The organism is Actinomycetota bacterium, from assembly GCA_014360655.1.
GTDB lineage: Bacteria > Actinomycetota > Geothermincolia > Geothermincolales > RBG-13-55-18 > JACIXC01.
On sequence record JACIXC010000013.1, the window covers coordinates 69,006 to 84,891 of the forward strand.

11 protein-coding genes are annotated in these 15,886 nt (G+C 64.3%); 6 read left to right on the forward strand and 5 right to left on the reverse strand.

Annotated features, from left to right (window positions below; translation table 11 throughout):
* Positions 1-214: 214 nt before the first annotated feature.
* Together H5T73_09730 and H5T73_09735 are read left to right on the forward strand one after the other, a co-directional pair.
* A complete protein-coding gene (locus H5T73_09730; protein MBC7248044.1) occupies positions 215-1,438 on the forward strand; it encodes a 3-hydroxyacyl-CoA dehydrogenase in 1,224 nt (407 codons plus the stop codon).
* Between the two features lie 603 nt (positions 1,439-2,041).
* Positions 2,042-3,691 carry a long-chain fatty acid--CoA ligase gene (locus H5T73_09735; GenBank protein ID MBC7248045.1) on the forward strand — a complete coding sequence of 550 codons (1,650 nt, stop codon included), beginning with the start codon at positions 2,042-2,044 and terminating at the stop codon, positions 3,689-3,691.
* 251 nt (positions 3,692-3,942) lie between these two features.
* Here the strand turns inward: H5T73_09735 and H5T73_09740 are convergent, their stop codons facing one another.
* A complete protein-coding gene (locus H5T73_09740; protein ID MBC7248046.1) occupies positions 3,943-4,146 on the reverse strand; it encodes a hypothetical protein in 204 nt (67 codons plus the stop codon).
* 488 nt (positions 4,147-4,634) lie between these two features.
* Here H5T73_09740 and H5T73_09745 point away from each other — a divergent pair, with 488 nt between their 5' ends.
* The 4 genes from H5T73_09745 to H5T73_09760 all read left to right on the forward strand — a co-directional run bounded on the left by H5T73_09745 (position 4,635) and on the right by H5T73_09760 (position 10,959).
* Positions 4,635-5,234, forward strand: a complete 600-nt coding sequence (locus tag H5T73_09745; protein MBC7248047.1) for a hypothetical protein — start codon at positions 4,635-4,637, stop codon at positions 5,232-5,234.
* Between the two features lie 15 nt (positions 5,235-5,249).
* Positions 5,250-7,373, forward strand: coding sequence for a hypothetical protein (locus H5T73_09750; protein MBC7248048.1), 2,124 nt, complete (start codon positions 5,250-5,252; stop codon positions 7,371-7,373).
* A 138-nt stretch (positions 7,374-7,511) separates the two neighbouring features.
* A complete protein-coding gene (locus H5T73_09755; protein MBC7248049.1) occupies positions 7,512-9,920 on the forward strand; it encodes an ATP-dependent Clp protease ATP-binding subunit in 2,409 nt (802 codons plus the stop codon).
* Positions 9,913-10,959, forward strand: a complete 1,047-nt coding sequence (locus H5T73_09760; GenBank protein MBC7248050.1) for a toll/interleukin-1 receptor domain-containing protein — start codon at positions 9,913-9,915, stop codon at positions 10,957-10,959. The genes H5T73_09755 and H5T73_09760 overlap by 8 nt, the downstream gene beginning before the upstream one ends.
* A 43-nt stretch (positions 10,960-11,002) precedes the next feature.
* On the opposite strand, the gene H5T73_09765 is transcribed toward H5T73_09760, so the two are convergent.
* The 4 genes from H5T73_09765 to H5T73_09780 form a co-directional block, all read right to left on the reverse strand.
* Positions 11,003-11,494, reverse strand: a complete 492-nt coding sequence (locus H5T73_09765; GenBank protein ID MBC7248051.1) for a hypothetical protein — start codon at positions 11,492-11,494, stop codon at positions 11,003-11,005.
* 414 nt (positions 11,495-11,908) lie between these two features.
* Positions 11,909-13,180 carry a toll/interleukin-1 receptor domain-containing protein gene (locus H5T73_09770; protein MBC7248052.1) on the reverse strand — a complete coding sequence of 424 codons (1,272 nt, stop codon included), beginning with the start codon at positions 13,178-13,180 and terminating at the stop codon, positions 11,909-11,911.
* Positions 13,181-13,421: 241 nt separating this feature from the next.
* The gene (locus H5T73_09775) at positions 13,422-14,255 is read right to left on the reverse strand and encodes a hypothetical protein (protein ID MBC7248053.1); all 834 of its coding nucleotides are present in this window, start codon (positions 14,253-14,255) and stop codon (positions 13,422-13,424) included.
* Between the two features lie 9 nt (positions 14,256-14,264).
* Entirely contained in the window at positions 14,265-15,386 is a 1,122-nt protein-coding gene (locus tag H5T73_09780) for a hypothetical protein (GenBank protein MBC7248054.1), read from the reverse strand.
* Positions 15,387-15,886 lie beyond the last annotated feature (500 nt).

Sequence of the window (15,886 nt, forward strand, 5' to 3'; positions counted from 1 at the left end):
GGCGCGAAAAAACAGGGGGCCGCAAACGAAAGCGGGGCCGCGTGAATTGACCCCTCCCGCCTCCCTGCCTTTTACTTAACCTGAAGGGAGGTCCCCGGGGGATGCACGCGGGCGCGGGCGGTCGGGCCCATCCGCGGGGATCCCGCACGCCTGCCCCGGTCGCAAGGCAACCGGTTGCGCGCAGCGCGGCAACCGTCTTCAAAGGAGGTGCGCGGTGTCCGTCGAGAATGTGTTCGTGCTGGGGGCGGGGTACATGGGCAACGGCATCGCCCAGGTGTCCGCCTGCGCAGGCTACCGGGTCACCATGTGCGACGTGAGCGATGAGAGACTGCGGGCGGGCATGGAGGCCGTGAGGAGCAGCCTTGACAGGCTGCTCGCCAAGGAAAGGGTCACGGGGGAGCAGTACGAAGCGGCCTTCGCCAACCTCGCCGTCACCACGGAGATGGAGGACGCCCGTGACGCGGACCTGGTGATCGAGGCGGTGCCGGAGGAACCCGCGCTCAAGAAGGAGGTCTTCTCGCGGCTGGACCGCATCTGTCCCCCCCACGCCCTCCTGTGCAGCAACACCTCCGCCATCCCCATCTCCTCCCTGGCCTCCGCCACCTCCCGTCCGGACCGGGTGGCGGGCGTGCACTTCTTCGGGCCCGTCCCCCTCATGCGCCTGGTGGAGATCATCCGCGGGGTGCTCACCTCCGACGAGACCATGCGCGCCGCGGACGCCTGGGCGCGCAGCCTGGGCAAGGAGACCGTCCTGGTCCACAGGGACCATGCCGGCTTCGTGGCCAACCGCGTCAACATCCCCACCAACATCGAGGCGGTGCGCCTGATCGAGGAGGGCCTGGCCACGCCGGAGGACATCGACCGCGCCACCGGAGGCTTCGATGCCGGGGTGGGGCCCATGCAGATCATCGACAACGCGGGCCTGGACGTGGGCTACCGCGCCGCCATGGCCATCTACGAGGACACCCGCGACCCCAAGTTCCTCCCCCCTCCCCTGCTCAAGCGCATGGTGGCGGCGGGGCTCCTGGGCCGCAAGAGCGGGCGCGGCTTCTACGACTACGCGAGCGGCAAGCGCGAGAGTTACTTCCCGCCCGTCCGTGGCGCGCACGAGACGGAGGAGGAGCGGAGCAAGCGCAGGGAGGTCATCCTCAACCGCATACTCCTCCCCGCCATCCTGGAGGCCGTCTCGCTGGTCGAGGCGGGCGTGGCCACCCCGGACGACGTGGACAAGGCCTCCCGCCTGGGCTTCAACCTCCCCCTGGGGCAGCTGGAGATCGCCGACAACCTCGGGCTCGACACCGTGCTCGACCTGGCCCTGCGCTTCCACGACGAGACCGGGGACCCAAAGTTCCTCCCCCCTCCCCTGCTGCGGCGCATGGTGGCGGCGGGGCTGCTGGGCCGCAGGAGCGGGCGCGGGTTCCATAACTACGCGGAATAGGATCCCGGGGGACGGCTTTCGCCACCATGACGGCTTTCACCACCATGACTGCTTTCACCACAAGGACGTCCTCCACCACCTTGACGGCCTCCATAGCGAGGACGCCTATCGCCACCAGGGCGAGTACAAGACCAAACCCGCTTCACGGGGCGAAAAATTGACAGCAAGCACAGCAAGCATCTATATTAATAAGTGGATGGTTCGTCGCAAACGGCTTGCGAGACGGGTGAGGTCGACTGCGCATGGCACCCATGCCGGGCACACGTAAGAGGATACTCTATATCGCGTGCGCGGCATTCCCGGCAGGGGACGGGGCACCGGCATCGAACCCGGCTGGAAGCAACAACGGCAACACAAGCCGGGATAAGCATGGCGGTCCCGCAGCAAGCGGGGGCCACGGCAGCCGGTGGACATACCGGGAAACCGCAGGTGCTTTCGGTACCCGGTAAAACGCGGGTGAAGAGCACCCGGGCGCGTGGAAACCGGGCGCGAAATGCGGGCCAAGAGCGCCCGGGCGCGTGGAAACCGGTGGAATGACGCCGGTTCAGGCAGTTTCAGGCAGGACGATCAGGACCGCGTGAAGCGAGGAGGGAGTGGTATAAAATGGAAAAAGTCTGGCTGAAGCATTACGATTACTTCGTCCCCGAGAGCATCCGCTACCCGCGCATACCCCTCTACCAGCTCCTGGAGATGACCTGCGTCAAGTACGACGAGAACGTGGCCACCATCTACTTCGACCAGAAGCTGACCTACGGCGACCTGCGCGACCAGGTGCGCCGCCTGGCCACCGCACTGCGCGGCATGGGCGTGCAGAAGGGCGACCGCGTGGCCATCATGCTCCCCAACTCGCCCCAGTTCGTCATCTCCTATTACGGGGTGCTGGAAGCGGGCGCCACCGTGGTGAACATCAGCCCCCTGCACGTGGAAAGGGAGCTTGAGTACGAGTTCAACGACTCCGGGTCGGAGACCCTCATCTACCTGGACCTCTTCGACGCGCGCATCCAGGCGGTTAAGGACAGGTGCCCCCTGAAGAGGCTCATCGCCTCCAGCATCACCGACTACATGGAGACCCCGGCGCCCCCCAACGTGGAGAAGGGGCCGGGCGTCTACTTTCTCAAGGAGGTCATAGCGGACGCGGATCCCGAGGTCCCGGAGGTGGAGATCGACCCCGAGGAGGACCTTGCCGCCCTGCAGTACACGGGCGGCACCACCGGGCTTCCCAAGGGGGTCATGCTCACCCACCGCAACCTGCTGGCCAACGCCATGCAGTGCGCCGCCTGGGCCAAGGAGTTCGTGGAGCGCGGGCGGGACGTCTACCTCGACGTCATCCCCTTCTTCCATTCCTACGGCCAGACGGTGGGCATGAACAACGCCATCCTCAACGCCGGGGCCATGGTCCTCATCCCGCAGTTCGAGATCAACATGATGCTCCAGGTGATACAGAAATACAGGCCAAATTTCTTCCCGGGGGTGCCCACGCTTTACGTGGCCATCCTCAACCATCCCGACGCCCTGTCCTACGGGGTGGACAAGATAAGGCTGTGCAACTCCGGATCGGCCCCCATCCCCGTGGAGGTCATCCGGCAGTTCAGCCGCATCTCCGGCGGCATCTTCGCCGAGGGCTACGGGCTCTCGGAGGCCTCTCCCGTCACCCACTCCAACCCCATCTTCGGCATGAAGAAGGTGGGCTCCATCGGCATTCCCTTCCCTGACACGGAGGCCAAGATCGTGGACGTGGAGACGGGGGAGACGGAACTGGGGTTCAACGAGCCGGGGGAACTCATCATCCGCGGACCCCAGGTCATGAAGGGTTACTGGCAAAAACCGGAAGAGACGGCGGCCACCCTGCGCGACGGCTGGCTCTACACCGGCGACATCGGCACCATGGACGAGGACGGCTACTTCTACATCGTGGACCGCAAGAAGGACATGATCATCGCCGGCGGCTACAACATCTATCCGCGCGAGGTGGACGAGGTGCTCTACGAGCATCCCGCGGTGCAAGAGGCGGTGACGGTGGGCATCCCGGACGAGTACCGGGGGGAGACGGTGAAGGTCTACGTGGTGCTCAAGCCGGGCTGCGAGTGCAGCGAGGAGGAGATCGTCTCCTTCTGCCGCGAGCGCCTCGCCCCCTACAAGGTGCCGCGCATGGTGGAGTTCCGGCCGGAGCTGCCCAAGACCATGGTGGGCAAGATCCTGCGGCGCGCCCTGCGCGAGGAGGAGATGGCCAAGCGGAAGGGCGAAAACCAGTAGGAGCATTCGGGGGTCAGACCTCGCCCCTGCCCGGGCAGACACGGAGGCGAGTCACCCCGGCCAAAACGCAGGTGCCGGCCAACGCCTCCGGGTAGGGTTGCGGACCTTGCCCCGGGCAATGCCCTGGTTTCTGCCTTGAAGATGACCGGCGCGCGGGTCGTGACCGGCATTTGTGTTCAAGTACCTGTTCAAACACCGGTATTCCGACCCCTTGACACCATAGCGAGTGGGGTTGCCTCCCGGGCCGCCGGTCAGATCTCCTCGAGGTTCGCTTCTTCCTGCACGATGAGATCGTGGCGGGCGTCGCGCCGTTCGCCCGCCGATGCTCGTCTTTCCCCCTGCTTCCTCACCAGAAAAGAGGGCAGGAGGGCAAGGTATAGGAGCGCTTTCCTAAGGCGCGACAGGTTGCCGAAGCCCGCCATGGGCGGGACTCTCGTGCCCGACTTACCCGACAATCCTCACCACCCCCATGACCTTTTTTCACCCGTCTCCCCCGCCGGGAAACCTCGTGATCCGCCGTCGCCCGCCGCGAAGGGTGTCCCGGTGCGGCAGGCGCCCCGCCTCCGCCGAAGCCCTCATGCCGCAAACGGGCGAAAGCCCTGCGGCGGCAAGCCCCGTGCCCTACCCGGAGTGTTTTGGATCAGGTTACATATTGTCGCCCCGCGCCCGTCCCTGTCAAGCGCATCCATGGCCCACCTTCATTGAGAGAAACCACCTTCATGAACCGGTCTTGCTTTCCCATCGGGATATCAAGGGGGCCTCTCTCCCGTTCTGGAGATTCTTCCCCAAACCCACCCTTTCCCCAAACCCACCCATTCTTTGCGCGATCCATGGTGATAATTGCCTTTTCCGTTGCTATACTAATGTTGCTTTCTTTCAGCCAATGAGGGAAGCCGTGAGTACGCCCGGCTGCTGGGCCGCATGATGGCGCGAGGTGTTCGGCATGGGGGCTGCAGGGGATCCGGAGGTCCTGAAGATCGGGGTAACCGGTCACCGCATCCTCGTGGAGGAAGAGAGAATAATCGCGGGCATCGAGAGGGCCCTGGACCTGCTCCGAGACGCTTACGGCGAGCGCGCCCTGGTCGTGCTCTCTTCCCTCGCCGAGGGGGCCGACCGCCTGGTGGCGGAAGCGGTGCTGCGCAGGCCCGCCTCGCGCCTCGTCGCCGTCATCCCCTTTCCCCTCGAGGACTACGTGAGAGATTTCGGCGAGGAGGGATCGACCTCCCGCGCCGAGTTCACCGAACTGTTGAAAAAGGCCTCGGAGATAATCGAGCTCCCCGCAAACCCCGACAGGGACGAGGGCTACGCCCAGGGTGGGGACTACGTGGTGGACCGTTGCGACGTCCTCATCGCCGTCTGGGACGGGCGCGAGGCCCAGGGGCGGGGCGGCACGGGGGAGATGGTGGCGCGCGCCCGCTCGCAGGGGAAACCGGTGCTCATCGTGCGGGCCGGCAACCGCAAGCCCGGTACCCGCGAACCGACCACCCTGGGGGAGGAGCAAGGCCGCCTGATCGTGGAGGGGCTGCGCGAGGCGGACGCCTGACGAGCGGAGGTGAAGATGGGGGGAAAGAAGCTGGTGCGGATCGTGGGGGACATCACCATCGACTGGCAGATACTGCGACCGGGGGGGGCGAAAACCAAGGGCGTGGACATCGTCCACAGGTGGGGTTTGTCCAACTGCCAGGCCGCCGCGCAGGCCGGAGGGGCAGCCCTCCTCGCCGACCTCCTGCTGAAGATGAAGGAGCTGAGCGGGGACACGAGCCGGGAGATCTCAAGGCCGCACTTCAACAGGAAAGCCCTGCGGGAACCGGGTTCCACGGGCGTAGCCAGGACCTACATGACCTGGAAGCCCTTCCCGGCGGAAGCGGGGAACAGCGGGGAATACGCCTGGAGGATAAGCGACTTCCTGGGAGAGGACCGGCCCCGTCCTTCCGGCGCCGCCCGCACGCGTGCGGCGGAGAACGGCCCCGATGATCAGGGTGTCCCGGATATCCTGGTGATCGAGGACACCAACCTCGGCTTCCGGAGCGACAAGGCGTCGTGGCCCTCCTTCCTCGCCGGCGGCGGGGCGGCGACAGGGATGCCAGCGCACATATTCATCAAGACGGCGGACCCCCTCAACGGGAACGACCTCCTCAAGACCCTCTGCGAGCAACATGCCGACCGCCTGACGGTGTTCACCTCGGTGAGCGACCTGAGGAAGAGCGGCTGCCAGATCGGCTATGCCATTTCCTGGGAGCAGGTCTACGAGGAGATAGTGAACGCGGTCGCTGCCCACGAGCAGCTCAACCAGGCTAAACGCGTCGCGGTCTCCCTGGGTGCCTCGGGCGCGGTGCTGCTCACGAGGGGAGATGGAGGCGGCCGGGAAAGCTGGCTGGTCTTCGACCCCAAGAACCAGGAGGGAGACTGGGAGAAAAAGCACCCCGGCGACATGGTGGGCTACGGGACCTGCATCGCGGCCGCGCTCATCTGGGAGATAGCCGGGGGCGGCGGCGCGCAGAGGATGATGGATGCCCTGAAACGGGGCTGCAGTGCCTCCCGCACCCTGCACCGCATGGGGTACGAGAACGGCGCGAGGTTCCCCGCCCTGCGCCTGCGCTTCCCCTTCAAGACGGTGGCCGGCGCCATTCTCAAGGGACCTGCCGCCGCATTCACCGACGTGCAGCTCGCCTTCGATACCGGGGAGCGGCAGAACATCCTGAACGTGAAGCTGGCGGGCGAGGACAAGCTGAAGAAGGCTATGGAAATTATTTCCATAGGACCCGAGAGGTCGCTCACGGAGATCCCCCTCGAGCGCATCGGGCAGTGGTCCTCCGTGGACCGCGTGGAGATAGAGAGTATGCGCTCCATCAGCAACATCGTCGCGGAATACGTGAACCGCTACCGCGCGGGCGCCCGCCTGGAAAAGCCCCTTTCCCTCGCCGTCTTCGGCCCTCCCGGATCGGGCAAATCCTTCGCCATCAAGCAGATGGCCAGGTCCCTCTACCCGGACCTCATAGAGGACCGCGAGTTCAACCTCTCCCAGTTCTCCTCCGCAAACGAGCTTCCCGCCGCTTTCCACAAGGTGAGGGACATGGTGCTCGAGCAGTACCTCCCCCTCGTCTTCTGGGACGAGTTCGACACCCCCCTCGCGGGCCAGGAGCTGGGTTGGCTCAAGCACTTCCTGGCGCCCATGCAGGACGGGCGCTTCCGGGAAGGAGGGGTTTTCCACCCCATCGGACCCGCCATCTTCATCTTCGCGGGCAGCCAGTACGCGACCGTGGAGGAGTTCAAGCAGGGGAAGGTGGACAACAGGGAGGCGGAGAGGATCGCCAAGAAAGAGGATTTCCTGAGCCGCCTCAAGGGCTTCGTGAACATCCTGGGCCCGAACAGGCTGGAGAGCGAGGACTACGTCGACGAGAACTTCATCCTCAGGAGGGCCTTCCTCTTGAGGACCATCCTGGCGAGGAAAGCGCCGCGACTCATCGACGATTCCGGCAACGCCAGCATCAACCCCGGCGTGCTCCACGCCTTCCTGAGGGTGAACAGGTACTTCTACGGGGCCCGCTCCATGGAGGCCCTGGTGGAGATGAGCTCCCTCTCCGGGAAAAGGTCCTTCGAGCTCTCCAGCCTGCCGGCGCGGCAGCAGCTGGCCATGCACGTGGACGCGGACGACTTCCTGCGACACGCGTGCACGCCGTGACAGGGGCGGCCGACATGGAAACCGAATTGGGCGCGGGGGAACGGCGCGGGGCCGTCTGCGCGCCGGGGGCGCGCTTCCCGCTTCAACCCATCACATGGAACATAATGGCATGCGCGCGCGACTGCCTGGAGGGCGGACATGCTTGAGGACCTGGGGGAATCCGCGAAGCTCGCCATCACCTACGCCATGCACGCCTGCTGGAAGCTGAGGCAGCGGGGGCTGGGCCCCGGGCATCTCTTCCTGGGCATCGTGGAGCTGGGCGACCTGAACCTGCGGCGGCATTTCGCCATGGCGGGAGCCGACATGGGCGAGGCGGCGGAAAGGGTGCGCGGGGGGCTGCGCAGGGGATCCGGCGGCTCCCTTCAGGTTTACCTGACGGAGAGGGCACAGAGAATACTGGCGAACGCCGCCGGGGAAGCCGCGCGCCTCAACCACGAGAAGGTGGAGGCTCCCCATGTCCTCGTCGCCCTGCTCGAGGAAGGGCGCGGCCCGCTTGCGCGCGCGGTCAAGGCCCAGGGTTCCGACCCGGAGCAGATCGCGAATCTCCTGCGCACCATGCTCCGCCACGGTGCATGGACCCCGGACTTCTACCGGCGCCGCAAGGCGGTGGAGCAACCCGGCACCGAGAAGACCTCGCAGCTCATGGAGAACCTGGGGCGCGACCTCACCGAGCAGGCCAGGCGCGGCGAGCTCGATCCCATCATCGGGCGCGAGAAGGAGACCCTCCAGCTGATACAGATACTGCTCTCCAGGAAGAAGAGCAACCCCGTCCTGGTGGGTGACGCAGGGGTGGGCAAGACCGCCATCGTGGAGAACCTCGCCCAGCTCATCGTGGAGGGCAAGGTGCCCCCCGAGCTGAGGGGGAAACGCGTGCGGACGGTGGAGGTGGGGGCGCTGGTCGCCGGGACCGTCTACCGGGGTTCCTTCGAGGAAAAGGTGCTCGCCTTCGTCAACGAGGCCCGGGATGATCCCGACCTCATCGTCTTCATCGACGAGATGCATTCCCTCATCGGTGCGGGCCGCGCAAGCATGGACGCACTCGACGCCTCCAACATCCTCAAGCCCGCGCTCTCCCGCGGCGACTTCAAGTGCATCGGCGCCACCACTTACGGGGAGTACCGCGCCTACGTCGAGAGCGACCCCGCCCTGGCACGGCGCTTCCAGCCCGTGTACGTGGGCGAAACCACCCCCGAGGACACGCTGGGAATACTGCGCGGGTTGCGCGGGAAGTACGAGGCTTTCCACGGGCTGAAGATAATGGATGACGCGCTGGGCGCCGCGGTCGAATATTCCATGCGTTACCTGCCGGAGAGGCGCCTGCCGGACAAGGCCCTCGACCTGCTGGACCAGGCATGCTCCCACCGCCGCCTGCAGTCCTTCTACGGCCTCGGGGAGCCCGGCCGCCTTTCCGGGAAGGAGAAGGAAAGCGCGCTTTCGCGCCATCCCGTCCCCCCCGCGGTCCCCATCAACCTCATCACCAGGGACGACGTGGCGCGGGTTATCTCCAACTGGACGGGCATACCCGTGGGGAAGATAACCGCCGACGAAAGCGAGAAGCTGCTCAAGATGGAGTCGTTGATCAGGAGGAGGCTGGTGGGCCAGGATCAGGCGGTGAGCGCCGTTTGCCACTCCATACGCAGCGCGCGCGCCGGCCTGCGTGATCCCCGGCGTCCCGTGGGGGTTTTTCTCTTCCTGGGGCCCACGGGGGTGGGCAAGACCGAGCTGGCCAAGGCGCTGGCCGAGGTGCTCTTCGACGACGAGGAGAAGGTCATCCGCGTGGACATGTCGGAATGCTACGACCGGAGCTCCATCTCCCGTCTCATCGGCTCTTCCCGCGGATACACGGACTCCGACCGGGGAGGCATGCTCACCGAGGCGGTGAAGAAGAATCCCTATTCCGTGGTCCTCCTCGACGAGGTGGAAAAGGCCGACCGGCGCGTGCTGGACCTGCTGCTGCAGGTCATGGAGGAGGGCCGCTTGAGCGATGGCCTGGGCCGGCTGGTCGACTTCCGCAATGCCGTCATCATCATGACCTCCAACGTGGGCGCGGACCGCCTCCGGGACAGGCCCCGCGTGGGGTTCGAGGCGGGCCGCAGGGGCGCGCGGGACCGCGGAGCGCGCGGGCTCAGGGACGAGCTGGAAGGAGAGCTGCGCCTTTTCTTCCGCCCCGAGTTTCTCAACCGCATCGACGAGGTGGTGGTCTTCAACCCCCTCGCGCGCGAGGAGCTGCGGGAGATAGCGCGCCTGATGCTCTCCAGGATCCCCATCAAGGTCGAGGCCAGCCCCAGGGTACTGGACTTCCTGGTCGCGGCGGGAAACGATCCCGCCCTGGGGGCACGCCCCCTCAAACGCGCCATAGACGACCTGGTGGTGGAGCCCCTGGCGTACCGGCTCATCGCGGGCAAGTTATGCGAGCAGGACGCGATCCGCCTTGGCCTTTCCCGGGGCAGGATCACCTTTCGCAGGAAAAGGGCGGAGGAACGCAAGGGGCCGGGGGTTCCGGAGGCGCCGGCGGGAAAAGGGGGTGAGTACCGTTCCCATGCCTAGGTACCGTGTCTTCATCAGCTACTCGCACGAGGACGGCGACCTGGTGGAGAAGATCGTGAGCGTCCTCGAGGATGCCGGGTTGCGACCCATGTGGGACCGCGATTTCGCCTTCGGTCGCGGGTTCCCGGAACAGATACGCATGCGTATCGCTCACGCCCATGTCTTCCTTCCCCTCATCACGGAGTCATCGAACAGGCGGGGATGGGTGCACCAGGAGATAGGCTACGCCATGGCGCTGCACGTCCCCGTGCTCCCCGTGGCCAGGGGGGCCTTGCCGGGGGAGATGCTGCGGGAGCTGCACGCCATGATGCTGAGCGAGGACCCCGCGGAGATGAGGACGCAGCTCACGGCGGACGTCTTCGAAAACCTTGTCAACGCCTGCCAGGAGGAGGGCTTCGCCCTCTACGAATGCGCGGAGCTCCCGGAGGAACGCACGGCCTTCATGGTAAGATATGCCAACAGCGTCTCGGACATGGGGGAATACGGGATGGTGCGGCAGAAGGGGGCCTACAGTTCCTTCAACATCCCCAACCGGGTCCTGTCGGATCCCGTGTGGGATATACGTTACGAACCCCGCGGATCCGGCGACTACCATAAGACACTGCAGCGGCGGGAGCGCCTGGCCCTGGAGAAGCACGCTCAGGAGGCCGGTTGCAGGCTGATCGTGAACCCGGGGGTCTACACGGGGTACAGCGAGAGGGCGCGCATCGCCAGGCTGGAGACGCTGCTCGATTTCCTCCGCTCCCTGCCCGAGGAGAAGGTCCAGGTGGCCATAAACGAGAGGATGGACGAGGACGAGAACGTCACCCTGGTGGGAGACTGGTTCGCCGCCATATCGGTATCCATGGCCGGCAACCGCCAGACCATCTTCACGCGTCACGCTCCGAGCATGCAGGGGAGAATAGAGTACTTCGACCAGGAATTCGAGGAGCTCCTGCAGGAACGCGGCTGGAAGGCTTCGTCGTCGCGCAACGCGGCGGTCGCCGAGATCGAGGCCTACGTGGCTGCCCTCGCGGATAAGAGCGGCGGGCACCCCTGACCGCGCCGCTTTAGCCAGTCGCGGGCGCTTTCCATCCGTCCCGTCACGTTTTCCGGGCTCTTCTCGCGTCGGCGATGAGCTTCCACCTGTCCAGCCTTTCCAGCCTGCGGGAACAATGACCGCAGAGGACAGCCCCGGCGAAAGCGCACGCCTCGCCCGCCACCACCACGGCGAACCCCACGTCCATGCGCCCGAAGCCCTCGCGGTCGCTCGCCGCCATGTACCAGAAAAAGGAGATGAGAAAGCCCAGTAGGGCGAAATACGAAGCCCACTTTCCGGAGCCGGAAAGGGAGGGTAAGAGGACGCCCATGGCGCAGGCCAGCAGGGAGACGGCCACGAAGACCATGCCCACCCCGTACATGCCGGCCACCCTGTTCAACTCCAACGAGTGATACCTGGGGCCGGCGAATCCGTTGTAGGCCTGGCCCCAGGTGTCCCTCGCCAGGGGCATGAGCAGCCCCGAGATTATCACCAGGCTCCCTGCCGCCACCAGGAGGGCGCCGAGTCTTCTCAGGCGCCTGAGCCTCTTTCTCATCTTGCTTCTCCCCACCGACTCGGTTGCCCTCTTCCGCCCTTACGGTATGTTCGGGCCTTCCCCGATGATATATGGGCTTTCCCTGGGATTCTCGCGGGGAAGAAGGGGCCTTGAAGGAAGGGTAAACCGAAAGCCACGGACGGGATCCGAGATATTACATCACTCGAGAGAACCCTGCCTTCGCGCGTTCGCGCGCCAAGAGCTCAGGGAGAAGCCCCCTTGCCGTCCCGGCACGGCATGCGGGCAAGCGCCCCGGAATGCCGCGGCGGGAACCTGTCGCGGAATCGCATGCACCGGGTGGACCGGCCTCGCGCAAGCAAGCGCCCCGGAATAACGCAACGAAAACCCGCCACCGTTCACGAGCAATCGGCGCCGCTTTCCGTCGCCCGTCCCCGGGCCTCCTCTCCCGCGAGGCTATTTCCAGACTTTCCTGAACGTATCTATCTCTTTGCCCAGCCAACCGTTTGCAAGCAGGCCACGCGCCGTTCTTGCTGCCTCCTCGATGAACTGCATTCCCCTGTACCTGACATGATCCTCGTCGAACTCCTTGATCTTTTCATACACCCTCTCGAAATCATTCTCGAAATCATCCGCACTCTCCCATACATTGTTGAAATGGCTTATCATGAGTTTCGCGAATATCGAATCGTTGCGCACCATGAAGATGGGGACGTATCCGCCCAAGCACAACACATGCCTGCCACGTTCTTTCCTTTGAATCCCCGCGTCGGCCAGGCTGCCGATATGGTACTGTTCAACGAAAGTGTATAGCTCCGTCTTTATCATGAATATGGTAGGGGTAAGGGACGAGAACATGGCCATGATTTTCCCTTTGTATGCTGAGTTCCTCAATCTCATGATCTCTTCGGTGGAAGCGCGAATATCTCTAAATAGGCTGCAGGTCTTGTAACGCTCGTCATCTTTTTCGTCATCGCCGCATTCCACGATCGCCCTTTGTTTTGCCGCCGGGGACAGGGGATTGAGAAGGATAACCCTGTACCTGGCGCCTCCTTTAAGACCGCTCTCTATCAGCTTTATACCGGCAGGTTGGGCGAAGTAATCCCTCAAGGCGTTTCCCATCATGAGGATCTCCTCTTCGCCGGACTGCTCCATCTGTCCCTTCACGGCATTGGCGAGTTCTTCCCCCTCTTCGCGCCTACTCTTGAAAATGCGCACGATGCCCGTTCCCTCCGCGATCTCGTCCATGTAGTCCTGGGCACCGTGACCACCGGCGCTCACGCCTTCCTTTCTCGGTAACTTATTGGCTATTTTTCTTGCCAGGTCCTCGCAGGTCGTGAAGATTATCCTCGATCCATCCAACAAGCGGCCCTTTATATCCTCGCTGATTCCCTTAACGTTTCTAATCTTATCTTCACTTAAATCCTCGTGCCTGCAAACGTAAAACTCCAGGCCTTTCCCTTCGTGCTTCATTGCCGACATGATTTCCTTTAAAACGTTTTTGCTCAAGCTGACGTCAGCCGTCAGTATGCAGATAAAGTAGCGGCAATCCTTTATGATCCCGTCCACTTTTACCATCCAGTCGGGAACAGCTCCCATATTTTTTCGATCAAAGAAGACGTTATATCCCTTCTTCGTCAGCGTATGGTAGACTTTTTTTGCGCAGTCTTCTCCCGTATTGCCCTCATAGGAAATAAATACATCGTATTTCTCGGCCAGGTTTTTCATCGCTACCCCCTTCACGGTATAAGGTCAAACACTTGCCCAGTCCTTCCGGAAGCTCGCGAACGCCCAGGGAGAGCTTTTGGATGAAAACGGTATCGTGGATCCTTTCCCCCCGCTTCGCCCTCCTTGCCCCTTGATATTGCCGCCTGAGTAGGCGCAACATGAACATCTTCAGGACCATGATAGGAAAAAGCTCCGGCAAAGGCAAGTTAACGCAGGCATAGCAACCCTGCCGGGGGACAACTCAGAAGACCGCCTGGAACTTAGGGACGGCGGGGCCGATGCACAGCGTGTAGTAGCCCTCCCCCGGCAGGGGGAATTCGGCGCGGAAGTCCTCGTGCGCGGGAGACCATTTCGGCAAGGCCCCTGGGGGAACGGCCCCTTCCTTCTCGGAAAGGAGCAGGAGCAGGCAGGGAAGCTCGCCCGGAGCATGCATCTTCCAGGTGACCTCCAACCATAACCTTTCGCCGTCCACCAAGACCTGGGAGTGAGTCTGCCCCCACTGCAGGAATCGCAGCTCGCAGAAAGCGGCGGCTTCCCGGCTTACGGCCCGGGCTTCCCTCAGGGAAGCGGAGGCCTCCTCCCAGAGGCCGGCGGCAAGCTGTTCGTGTGCCCTGTCGAAAAGCTCTACCATTTTCTGCCATGGAGGCTCCTCCGTTGAGTAAAGGTAGTGAAAGATCTCGTATCCCAGCTCAGGGGGCACGTCGAGGGGGACCGCCGCCGACCCCTCGCGCGAGACGATGATCCTCACCGCCATGCCCGCCTCCCCGGGCATGGCCTGCAACCACGAGAAGGCGCGCTCAAGCAGGCCTCGGTCGGCGTGCGCCGCCTCCACCAGCACCTCCGCTATCCTCCACCGCAGGAGGATGCGCCCGTGCTCCCGCGCCGTCCAGCGATCCCACAGCCCGTCGAGATGACGCCTCAGGTAGCGCAGGGCGGCCACCTTCTCCAGGCAGTCCGTGCAGAGAAAGATGTGGTGCGCCAGGTCTCCGGCCTCCTCCTCGGCGGCGGTCTTGTTCACGTACCTTACGAGCGCCATCTCGTCGGGATGTTCCACGTCACGACCTCCGCTTTCCACTCCCCCTGCCTATATGTCTCCGCGGCTCTTTTCTCGCGCGGAGTCCTTCCCCTTCTTCCCCTTCTTCCCTTTTTCCTCCCGCGCCGACCGTGACGCCCCGCGGCCATCACCCGCGACGCAGCGCGCCTTCCCTGCGCAGGGAGGCAGTTGCCGCAGCTTGCACCTCCCGTAGGCGTCCCGCGCACGGGAAGACGCGGCCGCCTCACTTTCCGCGAAGACCCCCAGCACCTCCCGCACCCGCTTTTCCAGCTTGTAGGACCAATCCGGGATGGCGGCCGTGTAGCCCCGGCGCGAGAGGCGGTAATAATCCCGCAGGCAGGTGTCGGCGGCCCGCGACGGCAGCAGCTCCGCGTACCGCCTCGATGAAGCCCGGTCCAGGGCCATGATCTCGTCCAGCGTCAGGGGCAGGCGCTCGCGCAGGGGCCCCAGGCACTCCCGTACCGCCTCCTCGCCCAGCTGGGAAGCCGCCGCGTAGGCGGAGAGGAATTCCTCGCCCAGCGGCCGCAGCGGCGTGGCGCCGTGCTCCGCGTCCACCTTCTTCGGGTTGCCTTCCACCCCGCGCGGGCTCTCCTTCCCGTAGATAAGCTTGGAGAAGCCGAAGGCCAGTTGCTGGTGGGGATGACCCCCGCAGAGGAAGGCGAGTTTCAGGACCCACCACGAGGCCACCAGCTCCTCCCGCACCCGCCGCGCGAGCATCATCACCTCTTCCGGTGTCGGCGTTTCCCCGTCCACGACCCATCGCAACTCATCGTCGCCCCCGAGTGACTCCGGCGGTACCGCCTTCGCCGCCTTTTTCCCGAGCTCCCATATCTTGGGAACGACGAAATATTCCCTGAGCCACTTAAGGAAAGACCCCGGGTGGGCAATCCTGGAAGGGTCATATCCTCTCTCGCCCGGTGGCCGGCGCAAGCGCAGCAGGAACTGTTCCCACACCTCTTGCACCACGTCGCCCGTGAACTCGTCGAGGTCGGTGACCTGCAGGAGCACTGGGAAATGGGCGTGAACGAACTCCTTGACATAACGGGCGAGGGTTTCCGCGTAGGCATCCCTGAGCCTCTTCCAGGCTCCCTCGTTCCCCGCGCGTGCCTCCTCGATCAGTCCCAGCAGCTCTTCCCTGGTGATCCCGGTCATTTTGCCCCCTTGTAAGCCCACGCTTCGGGGTAGCTTCCGCCTCCGGCGCACCCCCGCCTCGATCCCCCCGGGCGAGCGTGCACGCGAAGCATCAACCGCAGCGGGTATCCCCCCGGCCCGCTCTTGTGAGCCATTATAAATCCTTCGGACTTCCGTGAGAAACACGCCGGCGGCCCGCGAGAAATCCCCGCCAGGCGCATATAAGCGGCGAGGGGGACGTGGGGGGTGAAGCGTGAAGGGCAATGGGGTTCGTATCCGCGGCCTTCTCCGCCATTCGTGGGGATGCCGGTAAGGGCTCGCGTCCCCCTCACACAAACAAAAGGAGGCGTTAGTCCCCCGCCCGCGAGAACGGGGATGGATGCATATCCCTTGCGCCCTCACCCCGCGAGAAAACGCGGAGAGGTCGATATTTTCATTGAAGGAAGAATGGTAGTAATATTTTCTTACAAGCTGCCTCGAAACGCGGAAAAGGCGTCAACGCCGGTGATGACGGGGGAGCC

Excerpts from the sequence above, each read along its gene's own strand:
- H5T73_09765 (MBC7248051.1), bottom strand. The coding sequence starts at position 11,494 with ATGAGAAAGAGGCTCAGGCGCCTGAGAAGACTCGGCGCCCTCCTGGTG.
- H5T73_09760 (MBC7248050.1), top strand. The coding sequence starts at position 9,913 with ATGCCTAGGTACCGTGTCTTCATCAGCTACTCGCACGAGGACGGCGAC.
- H5T73_09745 (MBC7248047.1), top strand. The coding sequence starts at position 4,635 with ATGGGGGCTGCAGGGGATCCGGAGGTCCTGAAGATCGGGGTAACCGGT.
- H5T73_09770 (MBC7248052.1), bottom strand. The coding sequence starts at position 13,180 with ATGAAAAACCTGGCCGAGAAATACGATGTATTTATTTCCTATGAGGGC.
- H5T73_09750 (MBC7248048.1), top strand. The coding sequence starts at position 5,250 with ATGGGGGGAAAGAAGCTGGTGCGGATCGTGGGGGACATCACCATCGAC.
- H5T73_09735 (MBC7248045.1), top strand. The coding sequence starts at position 2,042 with ATGGAAAAAGTCTGGCTGAAGCATTACGATTACTTCGTCCCCGAGAGC.
- H5T73_09780 (MBC7248054.1), bottom strand. The coding sequence starts at position 15,386 with ATGACCGGGATCACCAGGGAAGAGCTGCTGGGACTGATCGAGGAGGCA.
- H5T73_09755 (MBC7248049.1), top strand. The coding sequence starts at position 7,512 with ATGCTTGAGGACCTGGGGGAATCCGCGAAGCTCGCCATCACCTACGCC.